A 21,361-nucleotide genomic window follows, 5' to 3' on the forward strand; every position below is an offset into this window, starting at 1 on the left:
AAGTCGGGCACGCTCGCCGCTCCTGCCTGCCGCGGGCCGGCCGGTGTCATGAGCTTCCGAACCACGCCTTCCCTCGAAGTGGAGCGCTGGACGGGCCTTCTGGCTCACTCCGAGCCGAATCGCATTACCCGTTATTAGTTAGCTTGCGTGACGCTGCCGCGCGCAACCGTGCCTCGATCCACCCATTAATGCTCCGAGCTTCTCCCCGCCCTCGAAAGACCTCAAGCCCGCCTGTAGCCTCGCAGGTGGGCTTTTTGCTGCCCGGACACCCATTTAGCGCGAGGATGCGTGGCTGCCCGAAAATTTGATACCCGTACACGGTCGGAAAGAGGCCCCGCGGGCGCAAGCAGGCATGAGGAGTTCGCCCATGCGGGCAGGATCGGCGGGTACGGCGTCGCCACCTGGTCGGGCCTGGCCTCCGGAGCGTTCAGCGTTCCCGAGTTGCTCGCGCTCGCGCGCCAGGCGGCGGGTTCCGCCGAGCACCACTTCACGGGCTTGCAGATGCCCGTCAGCCTGATCATGGATGCTCCGATCACACAGGCCCTGAACGGCGGCGGGCCACTGGTGCAGGCGAAGGAAGCGGGGCTGATCACGTTCGGCTCTGCTCCCCTGCACGGGGGCGAACTCCTCGATGCCATGACACCCGAACTGGCGAACCTCATCCGCCCCGGCCTGTCGGCCGCGGCCGCTGCCCTGCTGGCCGCCGGCTCGTGCCCCGGCCTCGATGTCGTCCTCACCTCCGCTAGCACCCGCGAGCACTGGGACGATGCGGCCAAGGCTCTGGCTGCGCCGCTGACGGCCCAGGAACTCAGGAGGGTGACGGATGAACTCGCCTCTGAATAAAGAGGTACAGGCCCTGATGGAGGCCGCCCACGACCGGGCGGCCAAGGCACTGGGCCTCACCTGCATGGGTCCGCTGGCATGGGGCTTCCTCGGTGTCACCCTCGGACGCCGAGCCGGGGACCGGTGGCTACGGGTGAGCCGGACGGCGAAGAGGAACGCGGGCAGGAAAGAGGGGGAGGGCATCGTCGGAGCCTCTGAGCTGGTACCTGACGGCGTTCCCCGCCCCCGCCTCTACGGGGTGCATGACTGGACTGACGGAGAGTGGGCCTTCGAGGCGGAAGTCCTGGACTACCTCACGCAACCCGTGGTGTCCCCGGACCGAGCCGACATCGACCACGACCCCGGGTTGCCTGACGAGTGGTGGGCGGACCTTCGCCAAGCCCTTGCCCTGCTTGCTGAAGCGGAGGGTGTGAAGACGACCGTCCGGGGCGGGTGGATCGAACATGCCTTCCCCCAGTTCCTCGGCATCCCGGCCCCCGCCAAGGTGGAGCGGGTGACCGGTCACGGCGACCTGCACTGGGGCAACCTCACCGCCATGCCCCTGGCCCTGTTGGACTGGGAGCGGTGGGGCCTCGCGCCCTTCGGCTATGACGCGGGGCTCCTCCACGTCAACAGCCTGCTTGTTCCCGACGTTGCCGCCCGTATCCGCGGGGAGTTCGCGGCGATCCTCGACGCTCCCGCTGGCCGAATCGGAGAACTCGCGGCCCTGGCGGAGATGCTGCAAGCCGTAGCCCGTGGCTGGTATCCGGACCTTGCTCCCCACCTGGTTGCCCGAGCGGAGGCGCTCACGGGAGTGCGCCCGCCCGTTCCGGTGCACTCCGAGGTGAGCGCCTGACTCCGCCGCTGTGCGCCCGTCTGGGTCTGCTGCGCGATCGGGTGACATCTGAACTGGCTTGCCCTGTAGGGCGGGTGGAAAGGACGTCGCTGTGCCCAAGCCTTATCCGGAATAGTTCCGCCAAGACGCCGTGCGGGTCGCGAGGAACCGCGGCCCGGGTGTCACGGTGGAGCAGGTGGCCACCGGTTTTGGGGTTCACTCGATGGCGTTGTGGAAGTGGATGCGTCGGGCGGATATCGACGACGGGACCAAGTCCGGGTTGAGCAGTCAGGAGAGCGCGGAACTGCGGGAAGCACGCCGGCGGATCAAGCTGCTGGAGCAGGAGAACGAGGTCCTGTGCTGGGCCGCGGCCTGTCTGTCGCAGGCGCATCTGCCGGGAAAAGGATCTACCCGCTCGTGAAAGAGCTGGCCGTGGACGGGGCGCCCATCACGGTGACGTGCCGGGTGCTCAAGCTCGCCAGACAGCCCGCTACCGCTGGCTCGACAAGCCGGTGGCTGACGCCGTCGTCTCGGCCTGTCATCCCTGGTCTGACCAGGAAGTTCGCTCGGCTGTTGGTCACGTGGTTGGTCACGCCACAGCCGGAGAAACAGAAAAACCCCAGATGAACTGGGGTCTCTGCTGGTGTCCGAGGGGGGACTTGAACCCCCACGCCCGATAAAGGGCACTAGCACCTCAAGCTAGCGCGTCTGCCATTCCGCCACCCGGACTAGGTGTTGTGTCTTCCGGTCCGTTCCCTTTCGGGCCGTTCCCCTTCCGACGAGGAAAACAATACCAAAGATCTGGAGTGCTCGATCACCAGGTCGGACGGGGGAGGGGGGCGACGGGGGCGGCGATCGTGACGGGCTCATGTCGGGAGCATTGCGGCCTTGGGCTGCGGCGGAGGGAGAGAGAGGATGACGGAGGACCCACGCCGTGGCCCGTCCGATCCCAGGCGGGCCGTGGCGGCGAACCAGGAGGAGACAGCGTGAGCGAGTCGAAGCCGACCGGGAGCGGGCCGGGCAGGGCCGCCGAGGACGAGGTCGTCGACCTCTGCCGCGATCTGATCCGGATCGACACCAGCAACTACGGCGACCATTCCGGTCCCGGCGAGCGCGCCGCCGCCGAGTACGTGGCGGAGAAGCTCGCCGAGGTCGGGCTGGAGCCGCAGATCTTCGAGTCCCACAAGGGGCGGGCCTCGACGGTCGCGCGGATCGAGGGCGAGGACCCGTCGCGGCCCGCCCTGCTCATCCACGGCCACACCGACGTCGTACCGGCCAACGCCGAGGACTGGACCCACCACCCCTTCGCGGGCGAGATCGCCGACGGCTGCCTGTGGGGGCGCGGCGCGGTCGACATGAAGGACATGGACGCCATGACGCTCGCGGTGATCCGCGACCGGATGCGCTCCGGGCGCAAGCCCCCGCGGGACGTCGTGGTCGCCTTCCTCGCCGACGAGGAGGCGGGCGGCACCTACGGCGCCCGGTATCTGGTCGACAAGCACCCGGGGCTCTTCGAGGGGGTGACGGAGGCGATCAGCGAGGTCGGCGGCTTCTCGTTCACCGTCAACGAGAACCTGCGCCTCTATCTCGTCGAGACCGCCCAGAAGGGCATGCACTGGATGCGGCTCACCGTGGAGGGGACCGCGGGGCACGGCTCGATGACGAACAAGGACAACGCGATCACGGAGCTGTGCGAGGCGGTCGGCCGGCTGGGGCGGCACGAGTTCCCGGTCCGGGTGACCAAGACCGTGCGGTCCTTCCTCGACGAGCTGTCCGACGCGCTCGGCACCCCCCTCGACCCGGAGGACATGGAGGCGACGCTGGCCAAGCTCGGCAGCATCGCCAAGATGATCGGCACCACCCTGCGCAACAGCGCGGCCCCGACCATGCTCGGCGCCGGCTACAAGGTCAACGTCATCCCGGGCCAGGCCACCGCGCATGTCGACGGCCGGTTCCTGCCGGGGTACGAGGAGGAGTTCCTCGCCGACCTCGACCGCATCCTCGGGCCGCGGGTGAAGCGCGAGGACGTGCACGCGGACAAGGCGCTGGAGACGAGCTTCGACGGCGACCTGGTCGAGGCCATGCAGACGGCGCTGCGGGCGGAGGACCCGATCGCCCGCGCCGTGCCGTACATGCTCTCCGGTGGCACCGATGCCAAGTCCTTCGACGACCTGGGCATCCGGGGCTTCGGTTTCGCCCCGCTCCAGCTGCCGCCGGAGCTGGACTTCGCCGGAATGTTCCACGGTGTGGACGAGCGAGTACCACTGGAGGGGCTGAAGTTCGGCGCACGGGTGCTCGACCGGTTCCTCGACGAAAGCTGAAACCCCGCAAATCTGTTCCGAGTTAACCGAAAAGTGTGAACGATCATAGGGTTGCAGTAGCCCGATTACCTCCTAGTCGTTACAGGTGTGCGGTCCGCGGCTGGGACCGCATTGCCAACAAGGAGGAATCTCCCATGATCAAGAAGGTTGCCGCCGCTGCGGCTGCCACCGGTGGTCTCCTGCTCGCGGGTGCAGGTCTGGCCGTTGCCGACGGCAACGCCCAGGGTGCCGCTGTGGAGTCGCCCGGCGTCGTCTCCGGCAACGTGATCCAGGTTCCGGTGGACGTCGCCGCGAACGTGTGCGGTGACACCACCACCATCGTCGGGGCGCTGAACGACGCCATCGGCAACGTGTGCGTCAACAAGTGACGTTCTGTTTCACCCCATGAGGGGGTGACGGCGGCTCCGGGGTGCAGAAGTGCACCCCCGGGGCCGCTGGACTTTCGACGCGTGGGTATGCGTATCCACGCGTCTCCCGCAAAGAAGGTCTAGAGAGGCAGAACGGAACTTATGCGACACGTCAGCAAGAAGAGTCTGGTCACGGTGGCCGCCGCGACTGGCGTCATCGCCATGACCGGCGGCATCGCCAGCGCCGACTCCGGCGCCCAGGGTGCCGCAGTGAAGTCCCCGGGCGTCGCGTCCGGCAACACCGTCCAGGTTCCCGTGCACGTCCCGGTGAACGTCTGCGGCAACACCGTCACGGTGATCGGGGCGCTCAACTCCGCCTCGGGCAACCGTTGCTTCAACGGCTCGGCCGGTCACGGCCACAAGGGTCACGGAGCCGGTCACGGCGACGACGACCACGGCAGGGGCGGGCACCACGGCGACGGCGGGTCCCAGGCCCAGGGCGCGAGCGTCGGCTCGCCGGGCGTGCTCTCGGGCAACACCGTCCAGGCGCCCGTGCACGTCCCGGTCAACGCCTGCGGGAACAGCGTGAACGTCGTCGGTGTCGGCAACTCCGCCATCGGCAACGAGTGCGTCAACGGTGGTCACGAGCACCACGGGACGGGGAACGGCGGGGAGCACCGGCCGCCGCACGAGCCGGGCAAGCCCGGGGAGCACAAGCCCCCGTGCGACGACGACCACGACCACGGTCACAAGCCGCCGACCGGCGACCACAACCCGGGCGACCACAACCCCGGCAAGCCGGGGGAGCACAACCCGGGCGACCACAACCCGGGCACCCCGGGCAAGCCGGCGGAGCACACCCCGGCCCACCCGGGTCACAAGCCGACCGACACGAGCGCGGTCCACACCACCCCGGCCGGGCACATCACCCCGGCCATGACGGTGCAGCCCACGCACAAGGAGGCGAGTGTGCTCGCCGCGGCCGGTGCCCCGGTGGCGAAGGCCGCCCAGCTCGCGCACACCGGCGCGGGCCAGCTCGGCATGGCCGGCGCCGCCAGCGCCGGACTGCTGCTCGGCGGCGCGGTGCTCTACCGCCGTGCGCGCGCCGCGCAGAACTGAGCCGGTCGCACAGGGCTGACGGCACTCAGCACGGAGCGGGCCCCGCGATCGCGGGGCCCGCTCCGTCTGCCTTCACCACGTGGCGCGCAGCTGGCGAATGATCCGGCGGCGCAGCCGCACCCTGCGGCTGCCGTCGGGATAGAGGCGCAGTCTGTCCAACTCCCAGTGTCCGTACTCGGCGTGATCGGTCAGCAAGCGTGTGGTCGCCCCCCGGGAGACACCCCGCGGCACATACACATCACAGAATTCGTATTCCGGCATCGCATCTATTGTGCGGGAACGGGCCCGGTGCGGATAGCGTCTGCACTATGTCTGATGCTGCGCAGCCAACCGCTGCCGAGGTACGCGCCGCCGCAGAGGCGGTCAAAGCCGCGCTGGACCGCCACCTCGACGCCGTCGAACGCCGGTCGGGGGAGGACGACCCGGCCGTCTACGCCGCGTTCAACGAGCTGGCCGCGACAGCCGAGGCGTACGACGAGCTGCTCTACGACGCCTATGACGAGGTCACGCCCTTCGAGATCCCGGGCGACGACACCCTCCCGGCGTACGCCGGGCCGGAGGAGCCCAGCGCGCTGAGCGTCCTGATCCGCAGGGACTATGCGGTGGTGGAGCCACAGCGGCTGCTCGCCCAGGCCCAGCGGGTCGCCGATCTCGACCCCGATGTCGACACGGACGCGGGGGGCGCCCCCGGCAGCGCGGCGGGCATCGTCGGCAGCAGTGTGCACGCCGCGCTCGGCGTGCTCTTCGGCGAGTACGAACCGGACGAGATCGCCTCCCGGCACAAGGAATTCGGCCTGGAGGAGGGCGACTCGACGCTCTGGGTCGCCGCGGCCGACGGCCCCACCGAGCCGGGTGACTGGCTCGCCGCCCCCTTCGACCAGGCGGATCCCCAGCGGGTCATCTGCCGGTTCGACGTCAGCGCGGTCTTCGACGAGGAACCGGACCTCGACGAGGACGGCCTCGATGACGACGAGGTCGAGGACGAGGTCGAGGACGACGTGCTGGACGTGGACGGTCTCGATGACGACGGTGGCGTACGGGGCCGGAGGCCCGCCCCCGGTCGCTGAACCGCGGGTCCTGAGTGTGCCTCACGGGGCCCGGCGGCCGGCCGGGCCCCGTACGCGTCCGCCGGTGGTCAGCCGGTGGGCAGGGCCTGGGCGCGCAGCAGGGACTTCAGCCTGCTGGTCCGCTCCTTGACCGGTACCTCGGCGACGGCGCGGGGGAGCGCCTGGTCGACACCGTGCACGACCGACAGGTGCCGCTCGCCCCGGCCGAACGCCGTATAGATCCAGGCCCTCGTGAGCGTCCGCGCGGCGTCGCCCGGCAGCACCACGACGGCCGCGGGCCAGCGCATCCCGGCGGCCTGGTGGGCGGTGACCGCCCAGCCGTGCCGCACGGCCCGGCCGACGAGCTCCCGCGGCACGACGACGGGCGAGCCCGCGCAGTCCAGGTGCAGCCCTTCCACGTCCGCCGAGACCACGGTGCCGGGGAGCACGCGGCCCGGGGCCGGGACGTAGGCGACCCGGTCGCCCGGGTCGAAGCCGCCGAACCGGCCGGGGCCGGGGTTCAGCCGCTCCTTCAGCGCCGCGTTGAGCGCGCGCGTGCCGGCGGGGCCGCCGTGGCCCGGCGTGATGACCTGGGTGCGGTCGGCGGGCACGCCGATCGCCCGGGGGACGGAGTCCGCGACGAGCTGCACCGTCCGGTGCACGGCCTCGCCCGGGTCCCGGACGGGGACGATCACGACCTCCTTGCCGGGGGCGTCCACCTGGCCGAGTTCGCCGACGCCGATGCCGGAGACGAGCTCGCCGATCGGGCCCGGGTCCGGGGTGCGCGAGACCACGGCCGGGCAGGCGTGGGCGCCCACCACATCCGCGAAGACCCGGCCCGGACCGGCCGACCAGAGCACGCCCGGGTCACCGCTCAGCACCAGCCGGGTGCCGTCCGCCAGGGACTCCACCAGCATGGCCGCCGTCTCGACGTCCAGCTGCGGCGCGTCCAGCACGGCGAGCACGTCGAGGGCGAGCGCGCCGTCCGCGTCGCGCCCCGGCCCCTCCAGACCGGACAGCAGCCCGGCGACGGTGACCACCCCGGTCTCCCCGAGGGCGGCCGACCGCCGCATGCCGTCCTCCGTGTGCACGGCGGCGAGGGCCCGCAGCCCGAGCGAGCGGGCGGCGGCGACCAGCGCGACGGGCTCCGCCCGCGCCGCCTCCCCGCCGCTGTGCGTCACGAGCCCCGCGGCCGCGACGGCACGGATCAACTCCCGCGCGGAAGCGGAGCGCTCAGCTTCCGCAGCGCTCTCCCACGCGCGAGCCGACGCCCCGCCGGAGCCCCGGCCGCCCTCGGCCTGGCTGCCATCGGTTCCGGGCGTGGCGGGTTCGGTGCCGGTCGTGTCGCCTGTGGCCGGGCCGCTCGCGGAGCCGCTGCCATCGGACCCGCCGTCATCGGTGCCGGGGCGGCTGCTTGTCGTGCCGGGCGCGGCGGGTTCGGTGCGGACCGCGTCGTCTGTGGCCGGGCCGTCAGTGGAGGTGTCGTCGCCGGGGCCGGGCTGCCCGGTTGCCGTGTCGGTCGCGGTCCCGGCGTCGGGAGTGCTGTCCGCGGCAGGACCGTTCTCGGGCCGGTTCGTGCCGTTGCCCGTGTCGGCAGCCGGATCGCCGGAGCCCCGGCCGCCCTCGGCCCCGCCGTCATCGGTGCCGGGTCGGTCGCTCGTCGTGCCGGGCGCGGCGGGTTCGGCGCCGGTCGTGTCGCCCGTGGCCGGGCCGCTCGCGGACGCGTCGTTCGCCGTGCCGGCCTTCGGCTCGTTCGTGTCGGCTGTTCCGTCGCCGGGGTGGTCGCCTTCGGCGTCGGACCGGCTGCCGGTCGTGTCCGGTGCGGACTCGGCGCCGGACGTGGCATCCGCGTTCGGGCCGCCCACGGCCCCGCTCGTGCTGTTGCCCGCGTCGGTGACTGTTTCTCCGGAGGACCTGTCGTCCTCGGGCTCGCCGCTCGACCCGGCCGTGTCGGCCGTCTCCGGCTCGAACGTGTTGATCAGACGGGCCAGGCCGTCGGCCAGGCTCTCCTCCGCCATCGCGTAGCGGTCGAGGCCCAGGAGCACGCGGACCGGTGTCTCCGCCTCCTCGTCGGCGGCGGGCTCCCGCGCGCCCCGTACCTCCAGGGCCTCCTGGAAGACCAGCACCGCGCCCTCGGCGATGGCGCTCTGGAGCGCTTCGTCCGGGTCGGGCACCGCGTGCCGGGCGAGGGCCTCGCGCAGGGTCGGCGCCTCCAGCACGGTGTGCCCTTCGAGGGCGGCGCGCTCCAGCAGCCAGACCGTCAGGGCCTGGGCCCGGCGCTCGTCCCCCGGACCGCACCCCGGGCCCAGCAGCGCCCGCGCGAACCCGTCCGCCTGCTCGGGGCGCGTGCCCGGGACGGCCAGCAACTGCCAGGGGTCGTCGCGCAGGACGGCGGCCGCCCGCTCGCCGAGTGTGTCGACCGCCTGCGCGGCGAGCTGTTCCGGTGCGCCACCGGCGGCGAGGACCTCCCGTACGCTGCCGAGCCCTTCGGAGAGGGCCGCGTCCGACAGTGGACGGCGGGTGGCCGCGGCCGAGGGCAGGGTGACGGCGGGGCTCGCCGTGGACGCGCCCGCGCGCTGCGGCGCCGGACCGGCGGGCGCGGCCGTCACCTTGCGCGGGGCGGGCGCCGGGCGGCTCGGCGCGGTGAAGTACGACGCGGCGGACCGTTCGCCGCTCTCCACGGCCCGTACCGCGGCGGCCAGCGCCTCGGCGACGGCAGACCGTTTCCCGGAGGAAGGCGGTTGGGCAGCCGAGTCGCCGTCCGCGGAGTCCGCCGCCCTCGGGCCGGGCACGGGCGTGTCGAGCGACGCGGCTCCGTTCCCGCCGGAGTCCGCCGACCCCGCGCCGGGAGGCGCGTCCTCGTCCTCCGCGGCAGCGGGCACGGCACCGGCTGCTTCCGCCCCGGGAGAGGGCGCGCCAAGGGGGCCGTCCCCCTGGCGTCCCGCCGGTTCGGCGGGTCCCTCCGCGGGTGCGGAAGCGGCCTCGTCGGAGAGGCGGTCGGTACTCACAGCGTGCTCCAGTCCTGATCGGGATAGCGGTGCACGGGCGCCGACACATCGTCGAGCGCCTGGCAGATCTCGTCCGGAAGCGTAAGCGCCTCCACTGACAACGCCGCTCTGAGCTGCTGCTCATTGCGTGCGCCGACGATCGGGGCGACCACTCCGGGGCGGTCCCTGACCCAGGCCAGGGCGACCTTCAGCGGGGTCGTCGCGAGGCCGTCGGCCGCGGTGGCGACGGCGTCGACGACGCGGCCCGCCGGCTCGTCGAGGTACGGGGCGACGAAGGGGGCCAAGTGCTCGGACGCGCCCCGGGAGTCGGCGGGTGTGGCGTGGCGGTACTTGCCGGTGAGCACGCCCCTGCCGAGCGGCGAGGACGGCAGGACGCCGATACCCAGGTCGAGCGCGGCGGGCAGCACCTCGCGCTCGATGCCCCGCTGGAGCAGCGAGTACTCCATCTGCGTGCCGGCCAGCCGGGTCCGGACGCCCGGCGCGGCCAGCTGCCAGGTGCCCGCCTTGGCGAGCTGCCAGCCGGAGAAGTTGGAGACCCCGACATAGCGGGCGCGCCCGCTGCTGACGGCGATGTCGAGCGCCTGCAGCGTCTCCTCGACCGGTGTGTGGGGGTCGAAGGCGTGCACCTGCCAGAGGTCCACGTGATCCGTGCCGAGGCGCTCCAGCGAGGCGTCGAGCGCGTCGAGCAGATGGCCCCGCGAGCCGTCGAACCGCCGGTCGGGATCGGGGACGCTGCCCGATTTGGTCGCGATGACCAGATCGCGGCGCGGCACGAGATCCGCCATCAGCCTGCCGAGCAGATACTCGGCCCCGCCGTCCGCGTAGACGTCCGCGGTGTCGACGAGCGTGCCGCCCGCCTCCCAGAACGCCTTGAGCTGGTCGGCGGCGTCGTGCTCGCCGGTGTCCCGGCCCCAGGTGAGCGTGCCGAGCCCGATCCGGGATACCCGCAGGCCCGTGCGCCCGAGATGCCTTAGCTCCATGAGCGCTGAGATTACTGGCAGTGACGCGCCCCGTCGGCCGCCTGTGGACAACCGGCGTTCGCCGCCTGTGGACGACCCGCCCGGTGACGTACCCCTGGTCCGCGCGCTACAGTCCCCCGCAACAACGACGTTACTCATGGGTAAGGGGACGCCATGCGGCTCGGAATCAACCTCGGCTACTGGGGAGCCGGGATGGACGCCGACAACCTGGAGGTCGCCCGCGAGGCCGACCGGCTCGGCTACTCGGTCTGCTGGGCCGCCGAGGCGTACGGCTCGGACGCGCCCACGGTCCTGTCCTGGGTCGCGGCGCAGACCGAGCGCATCGACGTCGGTTCGGCGATCTTCCAGATCCCGGCCCGCACGCCCACGATGACCGCGATGACGGCCGCCACCCTCGACTCGCTCTCCGGCGGCCGCTTCCGGCTCGGCCTCGGCGTCTCCGGCCCGCAGGTCTCCGAGGGCTGGTACGGAGTGAAGTTCGACAAGCCGCTCGCCCGCACCCGCGAGTACGTCGAGATCGTCCGCAAGGCGATGTCCCGCGAACGTGTCACCCACGACGGTGAGCACTGGACCCTCCCGCTCCCCGGCGGCCCCGGCAAGCCCATCAAGCTCACCGTCCACCCGGTGCGGGAGCGCATCCCGCTCTACATCGCCGCCATCGGGCCGAAGAACCTGGAGCAGACCGGCGAGATCGCCGACGGCGCCCTCGTCGTCTTCTTCGCCCCCGAGCACGCCGAGGAGACCACGCTCGGCGCGCTCCGCGCGGGCCGCGCCAGGATCGGCAAGGACCTCGACGGCTTCGACCTGGCCCCGACCGTCCCCATGGCCGTCGGCGACGACGTCAACGCCCTCGCCGACCTCTTCCGCCCGTACACCGCCCTCTACGTCGGCGGCATGGGCAGCGCCAAGCAGAACTTCTACAACAAGCTGGCCCAGCGCATGGGTTACGAGAAGGCCGCCGCCGAGATCCAGGAGAAGTACCTCTCCGGGGACAAGCAGGGCGCCGCCGCGGCCGTCCCGCGCGAGCTGATCGACTCCACCACCCTGATCGGCCCCGTCGCCCGCGTCGCCGACCGGATGCAGGCGTACGCCGAGGCCGGGGTGACCACTCTCTCGCTGGCCCCCGCGGGCTTCACCCTCGACGAGCGGATCGCGAGTCTGCGGGCCGGCGTCACCGCGCTGGAGCGGGCCGGGCTGACGTAACGGGCCCTGTCTGCGGCCGTGGTGGGGGCTCGGGGTGTCTTCCCCGCCACGGCCGGTACAGAACACAACGCCCGTACGGCCGCGTGGTTACGCCTCCGCGGCCACCTTTGCCGCGCCTTCGACACGCCGACGGCCGTCCCGCGTTCGGCCGAACGCGCGGGCCCCGTCGCCGCCGCTCACCGACCGCCGCTCACAGCCAGCCCCGCCGCTTGAAGTAGCGGTGCAGGAAGAACACCAGCCCGGCCATCAGCGCGACCGCCGCCGGGTATCCCCAGGGCTGCCGCAGCTCCGGCATGTGCGCGAAGTTCATCCCGTAGATACCGGCGATCATCGTCGGGACCGCCGCCATCGCCGCCCACGCCGAGATCTTGCGCATGTCATCGTTCTGCTGGACACCCATCTGCGCCAGGTGGGCGGACAGTATGTCCGTCAGCAGCCGGTCCAGCCCCTCCGCGGACTCGTTCGCCCTGGCCAGGTGGTCGCTCACGTCACGGAAGAACGGACGCGAAGGTTCCGGGACGAAGGGCACCCCCGCCCCCGTCAGCCGGGTCATCGGATCGGCGAGCGGCCCCGACGCCCGCCGGAACTCCATGACCTGACGCTTGAACGCGTAGATCCGCGAAGCCGTGTTCCTGGTGTCCCCGCCCACCGGCGCGAACACCTCCGTCTCCAGCTCCTCCAGGTCCGCCTGGAGCTGGTACGCCACCTCGATGTACCGGTCCACGATCGCGTCGCTCACCGCGTAGAGCACCGCCGCCGGACCGTGCCGGAGCACCTCCGGCTCCTGCTCCAGCCGGTGACGCACCTCGGCGAGCGGGCTGCCCTCGCCGTGCCGCACGCTCACCACGAAGGAGTCGCCGATGAACAGCATCAGCTCGCTCGTGGTCACCGTGTCCGCCGCGTCGTCGTACACGACCGGCTTGAGCACGACGAACAGCGAGCCCTGATAGACCTCCAACTTCGGCCGCTGATGCGCCTTCAGGGCATCCTCCACGGCCAGCGGGTGCAGCCCGAACTCGCTCGTCACCAGCTCGAACTCCGCCTCCGTGGGCTCGTGCAGCCCGACCCAGAGGAAGGAGTGCCCCTCCGCCCGCGCCTCGGCGAGAGCGTCGGAGAAGTCGTCGGGCCCCTCGGTGCGGCGCCCGTCCCGGTAAATAGCGCAGTCCACGATCACGCGACGTATTCTGCCGCGTCGCTCCCGCTGGGGTCCGCCGCATGACCGGCCCACCGTTGCCTCCTGCGGCGGTGGCGGCCTGCGGCCGCGTCCTCAAACGCCGGACGGGCTGAATGTGCTGGCTACGGTCCGCGAAAACCAGCCTGTCCTGGGGGCACCTCCCAGCGGTAGCTGGGGGAGTTTGAGGACGCGCCCGGAGGGTGCTCCCGCCGCTGGGGGTCCCCCCGGACGGAGTCTGGGGGAGGCAACGGCGGAACAGCAGAAGCCCGGGGGGAGGTGCCCAGCGGCCAGCGCCTAGGCTGGCGTCATGCCCACGTTGATCCTCGTCCGGCACGGCCGGTCCACCGCCAACACCGGGGGAGTGCTCGCGGGATGGACCCCCGGCATCGCCCTGGACGAGCGAGGTGCCGCCCAGGCCGCCGCCCTCCCCGGCCGCCTGGCGGAGCTGCCGCTCGCCGCCGTCGTCACCAGCCCGCTCCAGCGCTGCCGGGAGACCCTCGCCCCGCTCCTCGCGGCCCGCCCCGAACTGCCGCTGCACACCGACGAACGGATCGGCGAGTGCCACTACGGCGACTGGTCGGGCCGCAAGATCGCCGAACTCGCCGACGAGCCCCTGTGGGAGCTCGTCCAGCGGCACCCCTCCGCCGCCGCCTTCCCCGGCGGCGAGTCCGTACGGGCCATGCAGGCGCGGGCCGTGGACGCCGTACGGGACTGGAACGCCCGCGTCGAGGAGGAGCACGGCCCCGACGCCGTCTACCTCATGTGCTCGCACGGCGACATCATCAAGTCCCTCGTCGCCGACGCCCTCGGCGCCCACCTCGACCTCTTCCAGCGGATCGCCGTGGACCCCTGCTCGGTCACGGCCATCCGCTACACCCGGCTGCGCCCCTTCCTGGTGCGCCTCGGCGACACCGGCGACCTCCGCGGCCTCGCCCCCGCGGAGGAGCCCGCCGGCGGGCCCGCCGCGGCGGAGGACGGGGTCGTCGGAGGCGGGGCGGGAGCACCGTGATCGCCGTGCGCAGTAGGGTGGTGACGCGGCCACGGCCGCCGCACCGCCCCTGAACAGCACCCCCGGGGGGCCCGCCCCGCGGCCCTCCCGGTCTCCGACCATCCGCAACCAAATGGAGCAGGACGTTGCCCCGTCAGGTGTTCCTCTATGACCCGCCGGACCGTTTCGTCGCCGGTACGGTCGGGCTGCCGGGCCGCCGCACCTTCTTCCTCCAGGCCACCGCGGCCGGCCGCACCACCAGCGTCGCCCTGGAGAAGGCCCAGGTGGAAGCGCTCGCCGAGCGCATCGACGAGCTGCTGGACGAGGTCGTACGGCGGACCGGCGGCAGCGCCCCGGTGCCCGCCGTGGCCCCCACCGAGCTCGGCGACACCAAGCCCCTGGAGACCCCCGTCGAGGAGGAGTTCAGGGTCGGCACCATGGCCCTGGCCTGGGACGGCGAGAACGACCGCATGATCGTGGAGGCGCAGGCCCTCGTCGAGCTGGACGCCGACACCGACGAGGATCTCGCCGAGGCGGAGGAGCGACTCCTCCAGGACGAGGCCAACGGCCCGCCCATGCTGCGCGTGCGCCTCACCGGCACCATGGCCCGCGCCTTCGCCAAGCGCGCCCTGGAGGTCGTCAACGCCGGCCGCCCGCCGTGCCCGCTCTGCAGCCTGCCGCTCGACCCGGAGGGACACGTATGTCCGCGCCAGAACGGATACCGCCGCGGAGCGTGACCCCGCACGAGCTGCTCACCCTGGGCGAGCTGACCGTGCACGGCCGGGTCCGCGAGGCCTCCAACGCCGTCCTCTACTGCACGGTCGAGTACGAGGGCGTCAGCGCCGCCTGTGTCTACAAGCCGGTCGCCGGGGAACGGCCCCTGTGGGACTTCCCCGACGGCACGCTCGCCCAGCGCGAGGTCGCCGCCTACGAACTCTCCGAGGCCATGGGCTGGGGGCTCGTCCCGCCCACCGTGCTGCGCGACGGCCCGTACGGCGAGGGCATGTGCCAGCTGTGGATCGAGGCGTCCGAGGACGAGTCCGCCGGCACCGGGCTGCTCGCCCTCGTCGACGGGGACGAGCCCGGCCGGGGCTGGAAGGCCGTGGCCCGCGCCGACGTGGGGGAGGAGCGCACCGCGCTGCTCGTCCACGCCGACGACGAGCGGCTGCGCCGCCTCGCCGTGCTCGACGCGGTGATCAACAACGGTGACCGCAAGGGCGGCCACCTGCTGCCCGCCGCCGACGGCCGCCTCTACGCGATCGACCACGGTGTGACCTTCAACGCCGACGACAAGCTGCGCACGCTCCTGTGGGGCTGGGCGGGCGAACCGCTGACCAGCGAGGCGGTCGAGGCCCTGCGGCGACTTTCGGCCGATCTGGCCGACGGGAGCCCTCTGGCCGGGCGGCTGGCCGGACTGATCACGCCCGCGGAGATCGACGCGCTGCGCGAGCGGGTCGCGGACCTTCTCCGCACGGGCCGCCACCGCGAGCCCAGCGGCCAATGGCCCGCCATCCCCTGGCCCCCGGTGTAACCGGCACCGGTTCCCCGGCCCCGCCCCTTCCCGGCTGTGTCGATGTGCGGCTCCGCCGCGTGGGGGGCTCTGCCCCGGACCCCGCAACACGGCTCCGCCGCGTTGTCCTCAATCGCCGGACGGGCTGGATTTCCGGACCGTGGCTCTTTGGCCTGCGGCCCGCAGATTGCGGACAACGCCCGCACAATCCAGCCCGTCCGGCGTTTGAGGACGCGGCCGCAGGCCGCCCCCGCCGCAGGCGGTGACGGACCCGCAGTCGAACCCGAAACGCTCGCAAATCCAGCCCGTCCGGCGTTTGAGGACGCGGCCGCAGGCCGCCCCCGCCGCAGGCGGCAACGGACCCGCAGTCGAACCGAAAGCACAGCGCAGCGCCCCGGTACAAGACGGTCTATTCGGCCAACAGCCGGATCCGGTTCGTATCCGGAACATGCGTCCGGTTACGCTCATGGCATGCATGCCTGGCCCGCTTCTGAGGTTCCCGCCCTGCCCGGCAGTGGCCGCGACCTCCGGATCCACGACACCGCGACCGGTGGACGAGTGACCCTCGTCCCCGGTCCCGTCGCCCGTATCTACGTATGCGGCATCACGCCGTACGACGCGACCCACATGGGTCACGCGGCGACCTACAACGCGTTCGACCTCGTGCAGCGCGTGTGGCTCGACACCAAGCGGCAGGTTCACTACGTCCAGAACGTCACCGACATCGACGACCCGCTGCTGGAGCGGGCCGTGCGCGACGGTGAGGACTGGACCGCCCTTGCCGAGCGCGAGACCGCGCTCTTCCGTGAGGACATGACCGCCCTCCGGATGCTCCCGCCGCGGCACTACATCGGTGCCGTGGAGTCGATACCGAAGATCGTTCCCCTGGTGGAGCGGCTGCGCGACGCCGGGGCCGCCTACGAGCTCGAAGGCGACATCTACTTCTCCGTCGCCGCCGACCCCGCCTTCGGCGGCGTCTCCGGGCTCGACGCCGAGGCGATGCGCCTGCTGTCCGCCGAGCGCGGCGGCGACCCGGACCGCCCCGGCAAGAAGAACCCCCTCGACCCGATGCTGTGGATGGCCGCCCGTCCGGGCGAGCCCAGCTGGGACGGGGCCTCCCTCGGCCCCGGCCGCCCCGGCTGGCACATCGAGTGCGTCGCCATCGCCCTCGACCACCTCGGCATGGGCTTCGACCTGCAGGGCGGCGGCTCCGACCTGGTCTTCCCGCACCACGAGATGGGCGCCTCGCACGCCCAGGCCCTGACCGGCGAGCACCCCTACGCCCAGGCGTACGTGCACGCCGGCATGGTCGCCCTCGACGGCGAGAAGATGTCCAAATCCCGGGGCAACCTCGTCTTCGTCTCCGCGCTGCGCCGCGAAGGGGTCGACCCGGCCGCCATCCGCCTGTCCCTGCTGTCCCACCACTACCGCGCCGACTGGGAGTGGACCGACGACGTCCTGAGCGAGGCCGTGGAGCGGCTCGCCCGCTGGCGCGCGGCCGTCTCGCGCCCCGACGGCCCGTCCGCCGACGCCCTGGTGGAGGAGGTCCGCGAAGCCCTCGCGGACGACCTCGACGCCCCCCGCGCCCTCGCCGCCATCGACCGCTGGGCCGCCGCCCAGGCCGCCGGCGGCGGCACGGACGAGGGCGCCCCGGGCCTGGTGTCCCGCACCGCCGACGCCCTGCTGGGCGTGGCGCTGTAGCCCGCTCCTCGCGCCGTGTTCGGGGCGCTCCTCCGGTACGTCCGGGGGAGCGCCCCGCGCCGTCCGGCCCTCAGCGCCCGCGGGGCGCCGCCTCCAGGTGCGGGGCCACCAGTTCCCCGTACGCCTCCGCGATGTCCTCGGCCAGCAGTGTCGTGATCTCCTCGCGCACCGGCGTGCGGCCGCCCTCCAGGGCGGTGGCCAGCCGGAGGTCGCGGACGGCGGAAGCCTTCTGGCAGAGCTCGCGGGCGAACCGGCCGTTGCCGAGCTTCTCGCCCAGGTCCAGGCCGAGGGCCTCGGCGAAGCACGCGGCGAGGGCCGCCCGGCCGTCCGGGGCCACGGTGTCGCCCTGCTGGGCGACGACGGACTCGGCGATGAGCACCAGCTCCTCCGCCGAGTACGAGGGGAAGTCCACCCGGGTGGTGAAGCGCGAGGCCAGGCCGGGGTTGGTGGACAGCAGCTCGCCCATCTCCTCGCGGTAGCCCGCGAGAACCACCACGAGCCGGTCCCGGTCGTCCTCGGCGCGCTTCAGCAGCACCTGCACGGCCTCCGCGCCGAACGCGTCGCCGCTGTGGTAGCCCTCGTTGACCAGGGCGTATGCCTCGTCGATGAACAGCACGCCGTCCAGGGCCGAGTCGATCACCCCGGTCGTCTTGACCGCGGTCGCCCCGAGGTACTGGCCGACCAGGTCCACGCGCTGCGCCTCGATCACGTGCCCGCTCTCCAGCAGCCCGAGCCCGGCGAAGACCTTCCCGACGATGCGGGCGACCGTGGTCTTGCCGGTGCCCGGCGGACCGGCGAACACGAAGTGCCGGGGCCGCGCGGCGGACGGCAGCCCCTGCTCCTCCCGCAGCACCGCCATCCGCAACTGCGCGATGAGCGTACGGACCTGATGCTTCACCGGCTCCAGCCCGACCATGGCGTCCAGGGTCGCCACCGCCTCCGCGAGGAGCCCGGCGCGCTCCTCGGCGGACAGCGGCGCGCCCTCGGCCGCCGCTTCCCCCGGTTCACCGCTCAGATCCTGGATCGCCTCCGCCACGTGGTCCAGCTCCGGATCGAGGCGGTACGCGTGCCGGTAGTGCCGCAGCGCCTCGTCCGGGTCGTCGAGCCCCTCGAACGCCGCGCCGCGGAGGCCGGACACCTCCGCCGCGAAGGAGGCCTCGCCCACGTGCCGCGGCATCGGTCCGAGGAGGTCCAGGGCCTCGGTGTACCGCTGCTGACAGACGAGGGCGGTGGCGGCGTAGAGATCCGCCTCGTCCGCGAGGGGGCCGTCCTGTTCGACGGCCCGGGTCCAGGTCAGGACCTCGGTCCACTGCCTGGTGAGCACGGCGAGCCGGGCGCGCAGGAACCGGACCTCGTCGTTCTCGTAGGGAGGCCGGGCCAGCCGGGCGGCCGCCGTCGTGTACTCCCCGTCGCGCAGCGCCAGATACGTGACCGCCGGCCACAGATCCTCCGCGATCACGAGCTCCGCCTCGACGTAGTCGCCTATGGAGAACCACGACGACAGCGGCGTGCCGAACTTCCCGCGCAGGGCGCCGAGCGATTCCGGGTGCGCGATGATGGCGTCGAGAGCCTCCTCCTGCCGCCGCCCCGTGGCATGCAGTCCCAGCCAGGCGTCGGCGGCGGTGGGATCGTGCGCCACGGCCTCCTCGAAGGACGTGGCCGCGCCCTCGACGTCGTCCCTCCGCAGCAGTGCCACCGCCTGTTTCCAGGCACGTTCGGCCTTCTTCGCGGAACGCCGGCCATCGAAAGCTCCCAGCACGACCTCTCCCCACTCGCACCCGGCCCACCCCCGGCAGGCCGCTGATCAGGCTCGATCATCCCAGGCCCCCTCCGGCAGGAGGGCCAGCAGGCCCAGCACCGCCGCGGCCAGGGCCAGGTGGAAGACCGTGGTGACCGCCAACGCGTGGGCGTACGCGGCGGCGTCGTGGCGGGGGGCTCCGTCCAGGGCACCGAAGTAGAGGACGCCCGTCACCGCGACGCCCACGGCGCCGCCGACCTGCTGGCCGGTAGCCAGGACGCCCGAGGCGGTGCCGGCCTCGGACGGGACGACGCGGGAGAGGACGGCGCCCAGCAGCGGAGGGACGAGCAGACCGTTCCCGGCGCCGATCGGGAGCAGGGTCAGGGCGAGTTCCCACGGGCGGAGGCCGTCCCCCGCCGAGCCGAGCGCGATGACGGCCACGTACCCCGCCGCGGTGACGAGCGCACCCGCCCGCAGCGCGCGCAGTCCGTACCGGGCGAGCCGGGCCGACAGCAGGTTGGTGGCGAAGAAGGCGGCGGCGAAGGGGACATAGACGACCGCGGCGCCCAGGGCGCTCGTGCCCAGGCCGTCCTGGAGCGTCAACGACAGGATGAGGAAGCAGGAGTTGATGCCCGCGTAGGCGAGGACGACGAGGGACATCCCCACGGCGAACGGCCGCTCGCGCAGCAGCCGCAGCCGCACCAGCGGCGCGCCGCCCCGCGCCTCGACCCGGCGTTCCACGGCGCCGAAGACGGCGAAGGCGACGGCGGCGAGGGCCAGGCTGCCCCAGGTCCACGTCGGCCAGCCGCGTTCGCGCCCCTCGATCAGCGGCACCACGAGCAGGAACAGCGCCACCGTCAGGACGGCCGCGCCGCCCAGGTCGAGCCGCCGGGCCCCGGCCGCGCGCGACTCGGGGACGTACACCGCGGCCAGCCCCAACGCGAGCAGCCCGACCGGCACGTTGACCCAGAAGACCGGCCGCCAGGAGGAACCGAAGAGGTGCGCGGCGACCAGGACGCCGCCCAGCAGCTGGCCGATCGCCCCCGACACCCCGATCACGGCGCCGAGGGCGCCCAGCGCCCGGGGGCGCCGCGCGGCCGGTACCAGCACCTGGATCATCGAGAGTACCTGCGGGAACAGCACGGCCGCGCCCAGCCCCTGGCACATCCGGGCGGCGATCAGGGCGCCCGCGCCGGGAGCCATGGCACAGGCCACGGACGCGAGGGTGAACAGCCCCACCCCGGTCATGAACATCCGCTTGCGGCCGAAGAGGTCCCCGAGCCGGGCACCGGTGATCAGCGCGATGGCGTACGTGAGTTGGTACCCGGCCAGGACGAGCTGGACATCGGCGGCCGAAGCGCCCAGATCGGCCCGGATCGCCGGGGCCGCGACGAGCACGATGAAGGTGTCGAGCACGGCCATGAACGCCCCGGTCAGCACCACGGACAGGGCCCGCCACGGCGAGGCACCACCACCGTCGGCCGTCGGACGGGCGGGGAGCACGGCTGGATTCTGCGTCATGACCACGATCGTCCAGCGATCATGTCCGGGCCTACAGTGACCACTTATGCCGGTATCCGGACCACCCCGAAAGCCCTCCGAGGACCACGCGCGCAGACGGTCCCTCGCCGAATTCCTGCGGTCGCGCCGGGAGCGGATCACCCCGCGCGACGTGGGCATCCCCGCCGGACCCCGGCGCCGTACGCCGGGGCTGCGCCGCGAGGAGGTCGCCCAGCTCTCCGGCGTCAGCGTCACCTGGTACACGTGGCTGGAGCAGGCGCGCGAGATCACGGTGAGCAGGCAGGTGCTGGAGAGCCTGGCCCGCGCGCTGCTGCTCGACGCGGCCGAGCGGCGGCACCTGTTCGCGCTGGCCGGTGAGCCGCTCCCGGAGCCGGCACCGGCCGACGGCCCCGGCCCGGCCCTGCAACGGCTGGTCGACGCGCTCGATCCGTGCCCCGCGTATCTGCTCGACGCCGACTGGAACCTGGTCGCCTGGAACCGCGCCGAGGCCGGGCTCATCGGCGACCCGGCCCGGCTCCCGCCGGAGCGGCGCAACCTCCTGCGGCTGATGTTCACCGACCCGGCGCTGCGTACGCTCGTCGTCGACTGGCCGGGCCAGGCGCGGCACCTCCTCGCCCAGTTCCGGTCGGACGCGGAGCGCCGCGTCGGCGACGCCCGCCTCGAACGCCTCACCCGGGAACTCCGCCGGGAGAGCCCCGAATTCGCCACCTGGTGGGAGGCGCACGACGTCACCGACTTCCTCCCCAACCGACGGGAGTTCCGGCACCCCCGCGCCGGGCTGCTGACCTTCGACTACGTGAAGCTGGCCGCGCTGGACGCCCCGGGCGTCAAGCTTTTCGCCTGCATGCCCGCGGACGCGGAGACCGCCCGCAGGCTGCCGGAGCTGTACGACGGCGGGGCGTAGGCCGCCCGGCCCGCCGTGCGGTGCCGCGGCCCGGGGACTCCCCTCACGCGGCGGAGCCGCGAATCGGCACAGCCGGGAAGGGGCGGGGCCGGGGAAAAATCCACGTGCGCACACCTGAGAGTCCATGGCCAAGTGCCCGGCGCC

19 protein-coding genes and 1 tRNA gene are annotated in these 21,361 nt (G+C 72.9%); 13 read left to right on the forward strand and 7 right to left on the reverse strand.

Annotated elements, in window-relative coordinates; genetic code table 11:
* The first annotated feature begins 288 nt into the window (after window positions 1-288).
* The 3 genes from ACWD4A_RS14965 (at window position 289) to ACWD4A_RS14975 (ending at window position 2,078) form a co-directional block, all read left to right on the forward strand.
* Window positions 289-843 (forward strand): hypothetical protein, encoded by a 555-nt coding sequence (locus tag ACWD4A_RS14965; RefSeq protein ID WP_451193846.1) that lies wholly within the window; start codon window positions 289-291, stop codon window positions 841-843.
* On the forward strand, window positions 824-1,678 hold the full coding sequence (locus tag ACWD4A_RS14970) for a hypothetical protein (RefSeq protein ID WP_451193848.1): 855 nt from the start codon (window positions 824-826) through the stop codon (window positions 1,676-1,678). The genes ACWD4A_RS14965 and ACWD4A_RS14970 overlap by 20 nt, the downstream gene beginning before the upstream one ends.
* 166 nt (window positions 1,679-1,844) lie before the next feature.
* Entirely contained in the window at window positions 1,845-2,078 is a 234-nt protein-coding gene (locus ACWD4A_RS14975; RefSeq protein ID WP_451193850.1) for a transposase, read from the forward strand.
* A 220-nt stretch (window positions 2,079-2,298) separates the two neighbouring features.
* Here ACWD4A_RS14975 and ACWD4A_RS14980 read toward each other — a convergent pair.
* Window positions 2,299-2,386 (reverse strand) — tRNA-Leu (locus tag ACWD4A_RS14980).
* Window positions 2,387-2,643: 257 nt separating this feature from the next.
* Here ACWD4A_RS14980 and ACWD4A_RS14985 point away from each other — a divergent pair.
* The 3 genes from ACWD4A_RS14985 (at window position 2,644) to ACWD4A_RS14995 (ending at window position 5,444) form a co-directional block, all read left to right on the forward strand.
* Window positions 2,644-3,978: a M20/M25/M40 family metallo-hydrolase gene (locus ACWD4A_RS14985; RefSeq protein ID WP_451193853.1), complete on the forward strand. Its 1,335-nt coding sequence runs from the start codon at window positions 2,644-2,646 to the stop codon at window positions 3,976-3,978.
* A gap of 134 nt (window positions 3,979-4,112) precedes the next feature.
* The gene (locus tag ACWD4A_RS14990; protein WP_451193855.1) at window positions 4,113-4,346 is read left to right on the forward strand and encodes a chaplin; all 234 of its coding nucleotides are present in this window, start codon (window positions 4,113-4,115) and stop codon (window positions 4,344-4,346) included.
* A 141-nt stretch (window positions 4,347-4,487) separates the two neighbouring features.
* Window positions 4,488-5,444, forward strand: coding sequence for a chaplin (locus tag ACWD4A_RS14995; protein ID WP_451193858.1), 957 nt, complete (start codon window positions 4,488-4,490; stop codon window positions 5,442-5,444).
* Window positions 5,445-5,516: 72 nt separating this feature from the next.
* Here ACWD4A_RS14995 and ACWD4A_RS15000 read toward each other — a convergent pair whose 3' ends face one another.
* A complete protein-coding gene (locus tag ACWD4A_RS15000) occupies window positions 5,517-5,705 on the reverse strand; it encodes a DUF5703 family protein (RefSeq protein ID WP_451193861.1) in 189 nt (62 codons plus the stop codon).
* Between the two features lie 47 nt (window positions 5,706-5,752).
* Between ACWD4A_RS15000 and ACWD4A_RS15005 the strand changes: the two genes are divergently transcribed.
* Entirely contained in the window at window positions 5,753-6,511 is a 759-nt protein-coding gene (locus tag ACWD4A_RS15005; RefSeq protein ID WP_451193862.1) for a hypothetical protein, read from the forward strand.
* A gap of 68 nt (window positions 6,512-6,579) precedes the next feature.
* Here the strand turns inward: ACWD4A_RS15005 and ACWD4A_RS15010 are convergent, their stop codons facing one another.
* Complete coding sequence (locus ACWD4A_RS15010) at window positions 6,580-9,498, reverse strand: helix-hairpin-helix domain-containing protein (RefSeq protein WP_451193864.1); 2,919 nt, start codon at window positions 9,496-9,498, stop codon at window positions 6,580-6,582.
* Window positions 9,495-10,478, reverse strand: a complete 984-nt coding sequence (locus ACWD4A_RS15015) for an aldo/keto reductase (RefSeq protein WP_451193866.1) — start codon at window positions 10,476-10,478, stop codon at window positions 9,495-9,497. The genes ACWD4A_RS15010 and ACWD4A_RS15015 overlap by 4 nt, the downstream gene beginning before the upstream one ends.
* A gap of 153 nt (window positions 10,479-10,631) precedes the next feature.
* Here ACWD4A_RS15015 and ACWD4A_RS15020 point away from each other — a divergent pair, with 153 nt between their 5' ends.
* A complete protein-coding gene (locus ACWD4A_RS15020) occupies window positions 10,632-11,681 on the forward strand; it encodes an LLM class F420-dependent oxidoreductase (RefSeq protein ID WP_451193867.1) in 1,050 nt (349 codons plus the stop codon).
* Between the two features lie 190 nt (window positions 11,682-11,871).
* Here the strand turns inward: ACWD4A_RS15020 and corA are convergent, their stop codons facing one another.
* Entirely contained in the window at window positions 11,872-12,864 is a 993-nt protein-coding gene (gene corA, locus ACWD4A_RS15025) for a magnesium/cobalt transporter CorA (RefSeq protein WP_451193944.1), read from the reverse strand.
* A gap of 298 nt (window positions 12,865-13,162) precedes the next feature.
* Here corA and ACWD4A_RS15030 point away from each other — a divergent pair, with 298 nt between their 5' ends.
* From ACWD4A_RS15030 to mshC, 4 genes are all read left to right on the forward strand, one after another.
* Window positions 13,163-13,864 carry a histidine phosphatase family protein gene (locus tag ACWD4A_RS15030; RefSeq protein WP_451193869.1) on the forward strand — a complete coding sequence of 234 codons (702 nt, stop codon included), beginning with the start codon at window positions 13,163-13,165 and terminating at the stop codon, window positions 13,862-13,864.
* Window positions 13,865-13,989: 125 nt separating this feature from the next.
* Complete coding sequence (locus tag ACWD4A_RS15035; RefSeq protein WP_451193871.1) at window positions 13,990-14,580, forward strand: DUF3090 domain-containing protein; 591 nt, start codon at window positions 13,990-13,992, stop codon at window positions 14,578-14,580.
* Window positions 14,544-15,374 (forward strand): SCO1664 family protein, encoded by an 831-nt coding sequence (locus tag ACWD4A_RS15040; RefSeq protein WP_451193873.1) that lies wholly within the window; start codon window positions 14,544-14,546, stop codon window positions 15,372-15,374. Before ACWD4A_RS15035 ends, ACWD4A_RS15040 begins: the two co-directional genes overlap by 37 nt.
* A 450-nt stretch (window positions 15,375-15,824) precedes the next feature.
* On the forward strand, window positions 15,825-17,054 hold the full coding sequence (mshC, locus tag ACWD4A_RS15045; protein WP_451193875.1) for a cysteine--1-D-myo-inosityl 2-amino-2-deoxy-alpha-D-glucopyranoside ligase: 1,230 nt from the start codon (window positions 15,825-15,827) through the stop codon (window positions 17,052-17,054).
* A gap of 70 nt (window positions 17,055-17,124) precedes the next feature.
* On the opposite strand, the gene ACWD4A_RS15050 is transcribed toward mshC, so the two are convergent.
* Window positions 17,125-18,813, reverse strand: coding sequence for an AAA family ATPase (locus ACWD4A_RS15050; RefSeq protein WP_451193877.1), 1,689 nt, complete (start codon window positions 18,811-18,813; stop codon window positions 17,125-17,127).
* A 45-nt stretch (window positions 18,814-18,858) separates the two neighbouring features.
* Window positions 18,859-20,313 (reverse strand): MFS transporter, encoded by a 1,455-nt coding sequence (locus ACWD4A_RS15055; protein ID WP_451193878.1) that lies wholly within the window; start codon window positions 20,311-20,313, stop codon window positions 18,859-18,861.
* 46 nt (window positions 20,314-20,359) lie between these two features.
* Between ACWD4A_RS15055 and ACWD4A_RS15060 the strand changes: the two genes are divergently transcribed.
* A complete protein-coding gene (locus tag ACWD4A_RS15060) occupies window positions 20,360-21,217 on the forward strand; it encodes a helix-turn-helix transcriptional regulator (RefSeq protein WP_451193880.1) in 858 nt (285 codons plus the stop codon).
* Window positions 21,218-21,361 lie beyond the last annotated feature (144 nt).

Source organism: Streptomyces sp. NPDC002537 (genome assembly GCF_053594975.1).